13 protein-coding genes are annotated in these 14546 nt (G+C 44.4%); 4 read left to right on the forward strand and 9 right to left on the reverse strand.

Annotation, left to right across the window (positions count from 1 at the left end; translation table 11 throughout):
• The 8 genes from L6421_RS09545 to purE form a co-directional block, all read right to left on the reverse strand.
• The gene (locus L6421_RS09545) at positions 1-873 is read right to left on the reverse strand and encodes a F0F1 ATP synthase subunit delta (protein WP_237261565.1); all 873 of its coding nucleotides are present in this window, start codon (positions 871-873) and stop codon (positions 1-3) included.
• 48 nt (positions 874-921) lie between these two features.
• A complete protein-coding gene (locus L6421_RS09550; protein ID WP_237261566.1) occupies positions 922-1188 on the reverse strand; it encodes an ATP synthase subunit C-like protein in 267 nt (88 codons plus the stop codon).
• Between the two features lie 3 nt (positions 1189-1191).
• Complete coding sequence (locus tag L6421_RS09555) at positions 1192-2082, reverse strand: F0F1 ATP synthase subunit A (protein ID WP_237261567.1); 891 nt, start codon at positions 2080-2082, stop codon at positions 1192-1194.
• Positions 2083-2118: 36 nt separating this feature from the next.
• The gene (locus L6421_RS09560; RefSeq protein ID WP_237261568.1) at positions 2119-2478 is read right to left on the reverse strand and encodes an AtpZ/AtpI family protein; all 360 of its coding nucleotides are present in this window, start codon (positions 2476-2478) and stop codon (positions 2119-2121) included.
• A gap of 13 nt (positions 2479-2491) precedes the next feature.
• Positions 2492-2908 (reverse strand): F0F1 ATP synthase subunit delta/epsilon, encoded by a 417-nt coding sequence (locus L6421_RS09565; RefSeq protein ID WP_237261569.1) that lies wholly within the window; start codon positions 2906-2908, stop codon positions 2492-2494.
• A 7-nt stretch (positions 2909-2915) separates the two neighbouring features.
• Positions 2916-4343: a F0F1 ATP synthase subunit beta gene (atpD, locus tag L6421_RS09570; RefSeq protein ID WP_237261570.1), complete on the reverse strand. Its 1428-nt coding sequence runs from the start codon at positions 4341-4343 to the stop codon at positions 2916-2918.
• A gap of 550 nt (positions 4344-4893) precedes the next feature.
• Positions 4894-6006 (reverse strand): 5-(carboxyamino)imidazole ribonucleotide synthase, encoded by a 1113-nt coding sequence (locus L6421_RS09575; RefSeq protein ID WP_237261571.1) that lies wholly within the window; start codon positions 6004-6006, stop codon positions 4894-4896.
• A gap of 158 nt (positions 6007-6164) precedes the next feature.
• A complete protein-coding gene (purE, locus tag L6421_RS09580) occupies positions 6165-6668 on the reverse strand; it encodes a 5-(carboxyamino)imidazole ribonucleotide mutase (RefSeq protein WP_237261572.1) in 504 nt (167 codons plus the stop codon).
• 207 nt (positions 6669-6875) lie between these two features.
• On the opposite strand from purE, the gene L6421_RS09585 reads away from it, so the two are divergent.
• Positions 6876-7817 carry a phosphate/phosphite/phosphonate ABC transporter substrate-binding protein gene (locus L6421_RS09585; protein ID WP_237261573.1) on the forward strand — a complete coding sequence of 314 codons (942 nt, stop codon included), beginning with the start codon at positions 6876-6878 and terminating at the stop codon, positions 7815-7817.
• Positions 7818-7819: 2 nt separating this feature from the next.
• A complete protein-coding gene (locus tag L6421_RS09590; protein WP_237261574.1) occupies positions 7820-10231 on the forward strand; it encodes an EAL domain-containing protein in 2412 nt (803 codons plus the stop codon).
• On the opposite strand, the gene L6421_RS09595 is transcribed toward L6421_RS09590, so the two are convergent.
• A complete protein-coding gene (locus tag L6421_RS09595; protein ID WP_237261575.1) occupies positions 10228-12075 on the reverse strand; it encodes a GGDEF domain-containing protein in 1848 nt (615 codons plus the stop codon). The two genes, L6421_RS09590 and L6421_RS09595, sit on opposite strands and share 4 nt — an antisense overlap.
• 348 nt (positions 12076-12423) lie before the next feature.
• Between L6421_RS09595 and metK the strand changes: the two genes are divergently transcribed.
• Complete coding sequence (metK, locus tag L6421_RS09600; RefSeq protein ID WP_237261576.1) at positions 12424-13584, forward strand: methionine adenosyltransferase; 1161 nt, start codon at positions 12424-12426, stop codon at positions 13582-13584.
• 93 nt (positions 13585-13677) lie between these two features.
• Positions 13678-14535, forward strand: coding sequence for a methylenetetrahydrofolate reductase [NAD(P)H] (gene metF / locus L6421_RS09605; protein WP_237261577.1), 858 nt, complete (start codon positions 13678-13680; stop codon positions 14533-14535).
• Positions 14536-14546: the final 11 nt, after the last annotated feature.

Raw genomic sequence — 14546 nt, forward strand, 5'->3', positions numbered from 1 at the left:
TCACTGGGTTACCGATTTTGAATCAACCGCTTCGCTCGATTCATTCGACTCATTCGAGTCTTCCAAATCATCGAATTGCGTCTCTGTCGGCGCGATATTAATCGCGCTTGCAAGCGTTAAATTGGTAAACCCGGACAGCTCATCTTGCAGATTAATCCCCAACGCCAAATCGCCCAAACAAATGCGCAGGCCTGCTAATAAAGACGGCTCTTCAACAAATGACCAATGTTCAGAGTCCTCACAGATGGGGCTTAATGCTCTTTGCAATTGCTGTTGTTGCTCTGACGTCAAAGGGAAAGCACTCTGTACTTTAAGCGGGGTATTGGTTTGCAAGCTTTTTTCACAGGCTTGACGCAACGGTAACAAAACCGAGTCGACATCGGCTTGTTGCTGCATATGGGTCAACTGTGCAATAAACAGCTCGATCAGCTTGCCTTGCATCTCCAAACAAGCGGCTCCCTTCAATAATTTTGCGGCAAACCGAGCCGCTTGTTGATGCGCTTGTTGTTGCGTACGCTTTAATAACTCGGCTTGTTCATGTTGCTGAATGACCTCGGCACGCTCTTGCGCTAAGGTTAAGTCGGCTTGCAACTTCTGCATTTTTTGCGCACGTTCAGTTTCGATCTCCTGCAAAAAGGCATCTCGCAACCGTTGTTTGTCTTGCTCCCAAGCGTTTAAGCGGTTTTGATACGATTGTTGCAAGGCATTCGCATCCTCGTTGAGTTTTTCGGCTTTCAAAGTCGCCTGCTCAATCTTAAGACGACGTTTTTCTATCACCTCTAACACGGGACGATAGAAGAAGTGCTTCAACACCCACATCAAAACCAGGAAGTTGATAATCTCTAAGATAAAAGTTGAGGTGTTAAATTCCACCGAAGTCTCTCCCTAGCGAAGACATCATAAAATACGTTATAGCGTTATCTACTGAACTAAATATTCCATCAGCGGATTACGGAACAACACAATCAGCACAATAACCAAAACATAAATAGCCAGCGATTCAATCATCGCCAAACCGATAAACAGCGTTCGCATAATCGCCGATTCAGCTTCTGGCTGGCGCGCCAATGCATCTAGTGCGCGACTAATCGCCATCCCCATGGCAATGGCGGGTAATGCAACACCCAACGAAATACCAATGATGGCGGCAACGGTGGACGTGGTAACAAAAGTGGCTATATCGACCATAATTTACTCCGATGAATGATGTTTAGGGTTGTTTTTGGATTGTATCGTTTCGGTTTGCCTGATTTTAATGGCGGAGGCATCCGCCTGTTCAATCCTGGATGGCTCGGCTTGATGTTCGGTTTGAGGCTCTGTTTTAGAATCAGCTTGTTCAACCTGTTGACGTTGATGTGATTGAATTCCACCAGCGATATACACCAACGCTAAAATACCGAAAATATAGGCTTGAACCAAGGCCTCGATAATGTGCAACATCAAGATTGGCACAGGTGCCAAGAAACCGGCCACCATCAAAATCAACAATGCGGTCATTTCTAGGCTCATCATATTGCCGAACAAACGCACCGAAAGCGCAATGGTGCGTGAAATTTCACTGATGAGGTTAAATGGTAACAATATCGGGCTGGGGCTCAGATAGTGTTTCAAATAGGCTTTCCAACCCAAAATTCGTACACCAAACCAGTGCACCGATAGAAACACCAGTACCGCTAAAGCGGCGGTGGCTGAAAAATCTCGGGTAGGCGAGTGCAACCCGGGAATCAGGCCAATCAGATTGGCGCAGAGAATAAACAACCATAGACTACCAATAAACGGGGTAAGTTCTTTAACATGCTGAGGTGCAACGCTGGCAACCGCCGATTGAATAGTGGTGACAATTCCCTCAATAAAAGTTTGTAAACCGGTTTGCGGCAATCGATAAGTTCCGGCTTGATTGGCTGAGATTCGCTCTGTAATAGGCTGCTCGATCGACGATTCAGGTGTTTTCCATAACCGATTGGCCAACCATACACACACCCCCAAAAAAAGCATAATACCCCACGTGGTGGCTACGGTATTGGTCACCTGAATACCTGCAAACTCAAAAAGAATGCTAATGTCTAAACCGGACGATTGCATAATTGATTAAACCTTCTTAAGCCTTGTTCAGCCTTGCTAAGCCTTCTTAAAAAACAGATAAACATTCATCACACCGACGAATACCCCAACGAAAATTAAGCTGATTGTCCAACTGATAGAGTAGTCCATCGTCTGCTGACTGTCTAGCCACAAACCTAAATAAGCCCCTGCAATCACCGGCAACACAAACAACAAACCCACCATACCCAAATAAACGGTTTGCGCCATTAATGTTGGCCGTTCTCTTTCGGCTTTTTGAATACGTTTGGCCTGCCGCTCCAGTTGCTGCTGAAGGTGTTTTCCCGCATGATTCCGTTCATGTTCTTGCTGAGATTTGTCCAAGCGTTTTTTGATTTTACCGCCAATACGCTTGTGTTCAGAGTGCGATTCCCCCATCCTCTTCCCCCGTTTAGTCAGCTTTATTACGATTCAGTTCCCAAACCCGTTTTAAAACTTCCTCTTCAATATGGCGAAAGCTCTGTTTTTGTTCGGTTAACTGCTCGGCCTCTTTACGCATGATTTCTTGCAATGAGCGGCTGATGGTTTGATAGTCGCTATCCACCAGAAAATGTTGGGTCGAAATCGTAAGCTGATTCTCTCTAAAATCCAGTAAAGCACTGGATGTTCCTAAATACAGCCATCTAGAATCGGAGGCCTGCTCATCTTGTTTAAAGCGAGACAACCCCAATTGTAACGCCGTCATAAAGCGCGCGTGCCCAGCACGAATACCAAAACTGCCACTGGCGTCTTCCCCTACAAACGACATGACGTTATCGAACTGTGTAACTTGTGTGGGATCTTGTATGACCAGCGTAAAGGTTTTCATGCTCCCCTTATCCGACTTTGGTCCGCTTAGCGGTATTCATGAAATCCGTGGAATCAGTCATAGCTCCTCGCATGTAGCACGCCTCCTCGGAAAGGTGGTCATATTTACCTTGTAAAAAGGCTTCACAATCATCTAAGGTTTTTTCGAGCGGCACCGACACCCCCGTCATCCCAGTTTGTGAGCTGGTGACTTGAAATGGCTGAGTTAAGTAACGTTGCAAGCGTCGCGCACGTTTGACAATGAGCTGGTCTTTGGCCCCCAACTCTTCCACCCCCAACATCGCGATAATATCTTCAAGTTCATGGTAACGTGCCAGATGTTCTCGAACCGCTTCGGCTATCGAGTAGTGACGTGCCCCCAAGGTGTAGGCATCCATCACCTTACTGCTCGACTTCAATGGGTCAACTGCAGGATAAATCCCTTTACCGGCTTGTTCACGCGACAGGATGACTGTGGAATCCAGATGGCTCAAAATCGCATTCACCGCTGGATCGGTCATATCGTCTGCCGGCACATAGACCGCTTGGATGGAGGTGATATTGCCCATGGCGGTTGAAGTGATGCGGTCTTCCAGTTCGGCCACTTCGGTCATTAAAGTCGGTTGATAACCCACCGTTGCCGGCATGCGTCCCAACAAACTGGACACCTCGCTACCGGCCTGTACAAAACGGAAGGTGTTATCCATAACAAACAGCACTTCTTTATGAAAGGTATCACGAAGATATTCTGCGTAGGTCAAGGCCGCCAAACTTAGGCGAAAACGCACCCCAGGTGATTCGTCCATCTGCCCATACACCAAGAGCGATTGCGGCATGATGCCAGCGGCCAGCATCTCTTGCCAGAGCTCTTGCGCTTCACGCATGCGTTCACCCACACCGGCAAACACCGAAACGCCTTGATGCAAGGAGGTGACCGCGTTCATAAACTCCATGATCAATACCGTTTTGCCCACTCCAGCACCACCAAACAAGCCGGTTTTACCGCCTTTAACAAATGGACAGAGTAGGTCAATCACTTTAATGCCGGTGCTAAGGATTCCCCCTTTCCCAGTGGTTTCCAAAAGGCTGGGAGGCGCGGCGTGAATATTGCGAAAATCCACCGTATTCAACGGCGCTTCGCCATCGAGCGGTTCACCAAAAATATTCAACACCCGCCCTAAACACTCTTGGCTTACCGGCACATGCAACGGTGAACCGCTGTCGTAAACCGCCATCCCACGATATAAACCACCGGCATTATGCAGGGTAATGGCACGTACTGAATGTTCATCAATGTGCTGGTGCACTTCAAACAGACAGGTATCACCGTTATCGTAATGCACAAACAATGCCTGACTTATCGGCGGTAGATGTTCGCAGGCAATCACCACAACGGGGCCGTGAACTTCGGTAATATGACCAATGATGCCTTTGTGGGCTGAGTAGAAATGTTTCATGTTTCAGACCTTGATACAGCGCGTTTAAAAAGAAAACGCTTCACGATTTGATTCATTATAGGCGTCTTATGCGCTAGTGCAATTCCCCAATCGTTTTTTTAAAAAAACCATGAATCAAACACGCTAGATGGAAAGGTAAAAACCTCAAAGCAGAATAGACCGCAACAGAAAAAAATAGCCATAGGTCAGACACATTGATTCAGAATGACCAATTGATGACAGCCTTCAGATTCAAATATTAGTGAGGGAGAAACCCAAATGGTGGAACTTTACCATCCATTCAGAAGATATCTACATGGTACTAAAGCAAATATAACCGTTTGTGGTAAACCGACAACAAGCGGTTGATAACCAATGTTTGATAATCGATATTTATCGATTTAGCAGGCATAACTTAAGCACAAACGGTCTGGCTTGATTAGGGAGAAAAGTAATAAGGGAGGGTCGGGGCGGTTGAAATAGCGATGAGTTATGTTTTCACATTAAGCTCGCTTGCAACTCGACCCCTCTCCAAAAAGCTTGTTTTTCAGTCGTAAAATCAGCTATTGACTCATTTAGCTTTTGGCAAAAAATCAGATAACGCTTGGATGGTTTTGTATAAAGAATCTTCATCCACCGCCAAGACATTGATATGCCCTAACTTACGCCCTGCTCTTTCCGCTTTATCGTACAGATGTAAAAACGCATTGGGCATCGTTAAAACCTTATCTACCGGCCCGGTTTCACCAATGATGTTGATCATGGCAGCAATCGGTTGGCGAGGGGACGTATCGCCCAACGGCAAACCGGTGATGGCTCTGACGTGGTTCTCAAACTGTGAGGTGTAAGCGCCTTCAATCGTCCAATGCCCTGAGTTGTGTACCCGTGGCGCCATCTCGTTGGCGACCAAGCCATCAACCGTTTCGAACAATTCAAGCGTCAACACCCCAACATGATCCAACTCATCCAGCAAGCTGTGCATATACTCCTCGGCTTGCTGCTGAATCTCGGCTGAAACCTGTCTTGCAGGTGCGATGGTGTATCGCAAAATACCTTCGTGGTGAACGTTTTGTACTAGCGGATAATAGACATGTTCGTTATTGGCGTTACGCACAGCCACAATAGATAGCTCACGTTGAAAATCGACAAAACCTTCTAAAATCAATTCACGGTTACCGATTTCCGACCAGGCCTGGTCAACTTGCGATTCCTCTTTGATGACAAACTGACCTTTCCCGTCATAACCTTCAGTGGTGGTTTTCAACACAGCAGGCAAGCCAATCTCCTCAACCGCAATCTTTAGACTTTCTAAAGAATCGACGACCTGATAAGGCGCACAAGGAATGCTCAACTGGTCAAACATCGCTTTTTCACGGCCACGGTGCTGTGAAACAAACAGGGATTTTTCCGCAGGATAAACCGGCGTGGTTTTGGCGATTTCCCTGACCTGTTCCACAGAGGTATTTTCGCTTTCATAAGTGATGACATCGGCAAATTCCACCAACTGATTCAATGAATTGGTGTCGTCGGATTGGTTATACATATGCCCCAATAATGCAGAGGGTTCATCATGACTGGTTCCATAAAAACCAAACTTTTGCCCTAACGGATAGCCGGCAATTGCCAACATACGTCCAAGTTGACCTGCACCTAATACACCAATGCGTTTTGTAATCGGGGTCATCACCTTCTCCAAATAAAAAAACCGTAATGGTGGGCATTTTATCAAACAACCACCAAAACGGTTTTAAAAAACCTTGTATTCAATCTGCTTAATGATTTACCAAAGGATTGGTATTAAGCGGTTAACGATATGCTGTTAACGATATGCTGTTAACGAATTTATTCCACACGAGGGTCTGGATTTTCTAATACGAAATCCGTTTGCTCTTCTCTAAAGTTAGTCACCGCGGTACGGATAGCGGGATTAGAGTTACCCACGATTTGCGATGCTAAAATCCCGGCGTTTTTTGCACCCGCATCACCAATCGCTAAAGTTCCAACTGGAATGCCGCCTGGCATTTGCACTATAGACAACAAAGAATCTTGGCCGCTCAAGGCACGAGACTGAACCGGCACCCCCAATACAGGCACAACCGTTTTTGCGGCAACCATGCCTGGAAGATGGGCCGCCCCACCCGCTCCGGCAATGATCACTTGCAAACCACGCTGTTCGGCTTGCTCTGCATATTCAAACATTAAATCAGGCGTTCTATGTGCAGATACCACTTTAACTTCATGAGGCACACCAAAAAGCTCCAACATATCTACGGCATGCTTCATGGTCGGCCAATCCGATTTTGAACCCATAATAACGCCAACTAAAGGCTGAACTGCATCAGTCATATTTACACCAAAAGATTTTAGAAAAGCGAGCTATTTTACCTTTTTAGAAACAAAGGTCAATAGAACAACAAATACAACTATATGAATAATCTCATAAATCTATTCATAAATAATTTTAGGCATGAATAACAACTTTTATTTATAACACCTCTGCTAGAATGCTTAAAATCACACTAAATTTTTCAATCGAAACGAGCAGGTGAAGGCGTGAAGTTTTTTTATGCTTTTTTAATTTTAATATTATCTCTAGTAGGTGTAACTGGCTGTTCCCAGCAGGATCAAGACCCGCCAAAACCGATATTAGCGGCTAAAGCCGCCTCTGAAAAACACCAATACCAGTTTGCGGTACACCCTCTACACAACCCTTCACGCCTCTTTGATGTATTCAACCCCTTATTAGAATATTTAAACCAAAACATCCCTGAAGCGGAATTTACTCTTGAGGCATCCAGGGATTATGCGGTTTTTGACCAAAAACTGATTGATCAAACCGTGGATTTTGCGTTACCCAACCCTTTTCAAACCCTCATTGCAATTGAGCATAACTATCGTGTCATAGCAAAAATGGGCGATGACTTTAACTTCAAGGGGATTATCTTGGTGCCGAAAGACAGCCCCATCAAAACCCCTAAAGATCTTAAAGGATACAGCGTTAGCTATCCTGCTCCGACCGCTTTAGCCGGAACAATTCTTCCGCAGTATTATCTGCAAACGCATGGTTTGGATATCAACAAAGACATCAAAAACGTTTATGTAGGTTCACAGGAGTCATCCATTATGAGTGTTTACCTTGGCACCACCATGGCTGGAGCGACTTGGCCACCACCATGGGAAGCACTCTCTAAAGAACGTCCAGAACTCAAAGAAAAATTGAAAGTGATTTGGCAAACGCAGTCTTTGCCTAATAATAGTGTAGTGGCCGGTAAAAACGTCCCAGTGGAAATTTCTGACAAGGTACAAATTCTACTGGCCAACTTGCACACTACGGCAGAAGGGCAGAAAATTCTGAATAAAATGTATTTATCGAAATATGAAAAAGCCGATAATAGTACTTATGCCCCAGTTAAACAATTTATCAACCAATTTCAAAAGACGGTAAGGCCATTGGAATTACACGCTCATACAGAAAATAAGACTGCCAAAGAATAAGTATGCTTAAACAACTCTATTTAAAATCCATAAAATTTAAGCTTATCGTAGCCATCGCTCTACTACATGCGATTTTGATGTCTATTTTTGTATTGGACTTGGTCAATCGTCAACAAACATTTTTACTAGAAGAGTCTAAGCAAGCGACCACAGGTATAGCGAAAACACTCGCGGCTAACAGCATACCGTGGGTACTTTCCAAAGATTTAGCAGGCCTGGAAGAAATCCTCAACACCCAAGCGCAACAGTCAAACCTTGTCTTTACCATGATCACCAATAGCAAGGGAAAAATCCTGGCGTATTACCATAGAACGGAACCGACCACTGATGTCATTGGTAAAAGCATTGAGTTCCCAGCCCCACAACCCGACAACGACATTCTGACTTTTACAGACTCTAAGAGCGCTCTGGATATTGCCGTGCCTATAAAAATAGAAAGCACCGTTATCGGCTGGGCGAGAATCCACATGAGCCGAGCCAACATTGATAAAAGTGTGCAACTTGTTACCTTAGAAGGTTTGGTGTATGCACTGATTGCCATCTTAATCGGTACTTTTTTTGCATGGCGCATGGGTCGAAACCTCACAAAAGACATTAACACCTTGGTTGAAGCAACACACCGTGTCCGCTCTGGAGAAAGGGACATTACCCTGTCATTAAAAAGAGAGGATGAGCTACAAATCCTTTCAGAAAACTTTCAAGACATGCTTGGTAATTTAAACAATAAAGAGAAAGAGCTGCATTCGGAAAAGGAGCTTTTGGAAACCACACTAAAATCGATTGGCGATGGCGTCATCTCAACCAACAAAGATGGTTTGATAACCTATTTAAACCCTGCCGCTGAAACACTTACCGGGTGGAGTAACTCTCAAGCTTATGGCCTGCATATAGAGCAGGTATTTAAAATTCACCATGAAACAAGCATGGAGAAAGTGGCTAATCCGGCATTATTGGGAATGGAAAAGCGAAAAACCATTAACCTACCTCAGCACACTATCCTAATCGACCGCCATGAGCAAAAAATTTCTATCGAAGACTCTGGAGCCCCTATCATTGATAAAGCCGGCAACATCGTTGGCTCGGTGCTGGTTTTTCATGACGCCACCGAAGAGCGAGACCTCAAAAAACGCTTAACCTGGCAGGCATTACATGACAGCTTAACCAGTCTAAAAAACCGCCAAGCATTTGAAAACGAACTGGATGAACTGATTGAGCGTAGCGTTCACCAGCAAACCCAGAACCACTGCCTACTCTATATTGACCTTGACCAATTTAAAATCATCAATGATACCGTTGGCCACTCGGCCGGAGATGAACAACTCAAACAAGTGGCCTCGATTCTTCGCGAACATGTTCGTGAAACCGACTTATTGGCGCGCATCGGTGGTGATGAGTTTGCCATACTGTTAGAAAACTGTAGTTTGGAGAATGCGCTTAGAATCGCAGAAAATATCCGTGTTGCTGTCCATCAGCACCGTTTCCTATGGAAGGACCGAATTTTTGATATTGGAACCAGCATAGGTATCACCCAAATGCGCGGTTTTTTCAATCGGGCTACCGCCATGAGCCAAGCGGATATCGCATGTTATATCGCTAAAGACTCCGGGCGAAATCGAATCCATGTCTATAACGAAGAGAATCAAGCTTTCTCAAACTTAGATTGGGCTAACCGCATCAAACGCTCTTTAGAAGATGAAAAATTCATCCTTTACGCCCAAAAAATCATTCCATTACAAAACAAGGGCAACCACATTTATGAGGTTTTGGTTCGTTTACAAGATGGTGAAAACATCATTACTCCAGACCAATTCCTGCCTGCTGCCGAACGCTTTAACTTGATGTCCGATCTGGATTTATACATAGTAAGACATGCCTATAAATGGTTAGAGGAACACTTCACTCAAGTTGACCGTATCAACATTAATATTTCAGGGCAATCACTCAGCAACCCGGACTTCAGTAACAAACTATTGGCAATCTTAGAAAACTACGACCACCTGAACCGCAAGATTTGCTTTGAAGTATTGGAGACCACCGCAATCACTCATATGTCTGCGAGCATCAGCTTCCTTCAGCGCATTAAGACTCATGGTTGCCAACTCGCCTTAGATGATTTTGGTTCAGGATTCTCTTCGTTTGGCTGGTTAAAAACCCTACCGGTGGATTATGTCAAAATCGATGGTGCCTTCATTTTAGATATATTGAACGACCCTATTGATGCCGCAATGGTTAAAGCCATCCATCAAATCAGTGACCACATGAATATAGAAACCATTGCCGAGTTTGTTGAAAACCAAGAGGTTGCTGATTGGCTGACCAATATGGGCATCGATTACGCCCAAGGTTACCATTTCCACAAACCCAGCCCACTAAACACTATCTTAGAGAGTTCTGGTGCTGTCGATATAGACTAAGCCTGTTTTGAGTCGACAATGAAATAAGTATTGCCGCCAGCCTGTTTCGCACCTTTTTTAGCTTTCGTTGCATAAGAGGCCAATCTTTGGGTATGTTCAAAAATTTCCGGGTGCACCAGCAAGATGCCGATAGACAAGGTCATTAAAGGATAAAACTGTGATTCATTTCTGCGGTTTTCAGCCTCTATACCTCCTCGTTGTTGGTCCTCTTCTAGATAAAACTCAACGATCTGCTGCTGAAATTTTTTGAGAATGGCTTCAGCACGCTCACGAGATTCTTCAACAAAAGTACTCATCACCACAAAATCATCGCCACCAATATGGCCGATAAAACTTTCGCCAAGAAAAACCTCCTCTTCCGGCACCACCTTTTTCAGTATCTCGGCAATCAAGCTGATTACCCCATCACCCTCTTCAAAGCTATAGCAATCGTTAAAGGGTTTAAAGTTATCCACATCGATGTACATGAGCATAAAATGGCGCTTTGCCTTGAGTAATTTATTGAGCTTTTTCTGAATAGGTACATTGCCTGGCAGCCCGGACAACGGATTGGCATATTGGGCGCTTTGAACCTTTAAATCGGTGATTTTTCGCAGTAGATCCCTAAAATCGCCACAACCTAAATATTTTTTCTTTTTTTCAACAATGAAGGCATCTCGGCTTCCAAACTCCCTGCTCTCGGTAACCAACCGGCTTAACTCAACCAAAGAGGTTTTAGAATCAACGATAATAGGCTCCCTATCCATCACATGCTTTACCGTTTTTCTTGCATGCAGCTCCTGTCCAAATTTCCTAGCCAACAAATCCATCAAGTCGCGTCGCCAAACCATCCCTAAAACATGCCCCTTTTGAACGACCGGAAAGTAATCTAACTGCGGGTGCTGTAAAAACATCTCGGAAACCGAATTGACTCTCTGCCCCGGTTCAACAACAGGATGCTCAAAGGCAATTTCTGCAACTGTTTCGCCTTTTTCACTTTTCACGCTAAATTGATTTTCCGGCCACTCGTACAGCAACTCTTCAGAAATTTTCTCTTCCGGTTTTTTGAACAAATACCCTTGAACCAAATCGATCCCCAACTTCATCAAGACTTCGAGTTCCTGTTCGGTTTCCACCCCCTCGGCGACCACCCGAGTATTGGTGCTTTTTGCCAAAGTCATCAGCGTTTCCATGAAATATCGCTTGTCCTCATGCAGGTGGATATCAGAGACAAAATGGCGATCAATTTTCACGAAGTCCGGTCTAACCTCCGACCAAATCCTCAAACCGTTATAACCGCTGCCTAAATCATCAATCGCCACTTTAAACCCTATGGAGCGGTAATAATTAATTGCGGAAACAAAGGCTTCAAAATTATCTACCGGTTGAAGTTCGGTTATCTCAATGACCACTCTATCAGGAGGAATCCCAAAAACCTCCAACGCTTCGAGCGTCAGACCTTTTTGATGCGCAGGATTCATTACCGCATTGATGGAGATATTGAGGAACAGATGTAAATGCTCGTCTTGAGAAACCTGCTTGGCAAAGGCTTGGATGGTTGAGATTCGTGCAAAGGTATCCATTTCATAAAGCACGCCCTGCTCTTCCGCCACTTTGAATAGGTTCAACGGATGGTATAAAACCGATTTGAAAGGGCCTCTCACCAAGCCTTCAAATGCACAAACTTTTTTGCGTTTTAAATCCACAATCGGTTGAAAAACACACTGTAGTTTTCGATTATCGACAATGTCCAATAGTTCAGAACCGAATCCGGTTTCTTTCAACATTAATTTTTGACTTGCGTCAAAAACCGAGATTTCTTTTTTATCAACTCCAGTTTCATCAACCGTACTGAATAATGGCATTACTTTTACAACCCTTGTTAAAATCAGACCGGGCAATATAAAGAATTCCACCAATGAAAACTAAGAACTCTTATTTACAATCACATTACATTAAAATGACATTCAAGCTTGAACCGAGATATAACCCTATATAAATAAAGGTGAAATCCAAAGGCAAAACCCATCACCTTAACTTGAACCAAAATATAAAATAAGCCATAATATATGAATGCGCCGATTTGATATCAGCTTGCGGGCGCTTAAAAAGTACGGCTAAAGCGAGGAACCCTCCATGATTTATTCTCTAAGTTCCCAGCACTGCCCCGTACCTCGTTTTTAATAAACATCATTCTTCTCGAGGAACAAAACATGACTAAAACAACTGTATTTACTTCTGAATCTGTATCTGAAGGTCACCCAGATAAAATTGCTGACCAAATTTCCGATGCGATGCTTGACGCCATTCTTGAACAAGACCCGCGTGCACGTGTTGCCTGTGAAACTTTTGTAAAAACCGGTATGGTAATGCTAGGCGGTGAAATCACCACAGAAGCTTGGGTTGACCAAGAAGAGTTGGTGCGTAAAGTGGTTAAAGACATTGGCTACAACCACGGTGATTTAGGGTTTGACGGCGAAACTTGTGCGGTTCTGTCTTCTATTGGTAAACAATCTCCTGAAATCGCGATGGGGGTTGATGATACCGCCGAGCATGAACAAGGTGCCGGTGACCAAGGATTGATGTTTGGATATGCGTCTAATGAAACCGATGTGTTAATGCCTGCACCGATCTATTACGCACACCGTTTAATGGAACGCCAAGCCTATGTGCGTAAATCGGGTCAGCTAGACTGGTTACGCCCTGATGCAAAAAGCCAGATTACTTTACGTTATGAAGACGGTCAGCCTGTTGCCATTGATGCGGTGGTACTTTCCACTCAGCACGGCCCGGAAGTGGACAACAACACGTTACGTGAAGCGATTATGGAAGAGATCATCAAACCGGTTCTACCTGCCGAGTGGTTACACAAAGAAACGCAATACCACATCAACCCAACGGGTCGTTTTGTGATTGGTGGACCGGTAGGTGATGCAGGCCTAACCGGCCGTAAAATCATTGTCGATACCTACGGCGGCATGGCTCGTCACGGCGGTGGAGCTTTCTCTGGTAAAGATCCATCAAAAGTCGATCGCTCTGCAGCTTATGCTGGGCGTTATGTGGCAAAAAACATCGTAGCCGCTGGCCTGGCTGACAAGTGTGAGATTCAAGTGTCTTACGCTATCGGGGTTGCAGAACCGACTTCAATCAGCTTGGAAACATTTGGTACAGAAAAAGTCGACATCACCTTGATTGAAAAATTAGTGCGTGAACACTTTGACTTACGTCCTAAAGGGTTAATTGCGATGCTGGATTTATACCGTCCTATCTACCAAAAAACCGCTTCTTACGGTCACTTTGGTCGTGAATTACCTGAGTTCACTTGGGAAAAAACGGACAAAGCAGATGCGTTAAGAGCGGATGCTGGACTATAAAGCTGTTTAGTTTGGTCAATTCTTAAATTCAAGATTTAACCAGGCCTGGTAAAATTTCAATACCAGGCCTGGTCGCTTTAAAAGAGAGACAAAATGAAATCTCAACAAAAATACCCTCAAAAATTCAGTTTGGAGTTTTTCCCCCCGAGAACCGAACCGGGCATGGAAAAACTTAAAACCGTCATTAATGAATTAGGCACTTTGAACCCTGAATATATGTCTGTTACATACGGTGCTGGCGGAACCACTCAAGAAAGAACCCTTGAAACCGTACGCTATATCCAAGAGCAGACAGACCAAGAAGCCGCTCCTCACTTAACCTGTATTGGCGCCTGCCAAGAGAGTGTCACGGAACTTTTGGATACTTATGAAGCTTTGGGAATCAAACGCATCGTAGCGCTTAGAGGTGACTTGCCTTCTGGGATGATGGACCCAGGTGAATTCAAATATGCCAGTGATTTAGTCAAGTTCATCAAAGACCAACGTGGTGACAAGTTTCATTTAGAAGTCGCGGCTTACCCTGAAACCCACCCTCAAGCACGTAATTGCGATATCGGTATAAAATGGTTCAAACACAAAGTTGACCAAGGCGCTGACTCGGCGATTACGCAGTACTTCTTCAACTTCGATAGTTATCGTTATTTTATTGATAATTGTGAACGTAACGGCATCGATATTCCGATTATTCCAGGAATTATGCCTATCACCAACTATGAGAACCTAATCCGTTTTTCGGAAGGTTGTGGTGCCGAAGTGCCTCGTTGGTTGAAGTGCCGCTTAGAAAGCTTTGAAGACGACAATGAAAGCCTACTCGCTTTTGGTAAGGATGTTGTTCAAGAACTGTCACAAAAACTGTTGGATGCCGGTGCGCCAGGCGTACATTTTTACAGCATGAACAGTGTTGAACCTACCTTGGAAATTGTTAAGAACCTGACCTTTAAGTCAAATTAAAGAACTCGATT

It is taken from the genome of Thiomicrorhabdus immobilis, assembly GCF_021654855.1.
In the GTDB taxonomy this organism is placed as follows: Bacteria; Pseudomonadota; Gammaproteobacteria; order Thiomicrospirales; family Thiomicrospiraceae; genus Thiomicrorhabdus; species Thiomicrorhabdus immobilis.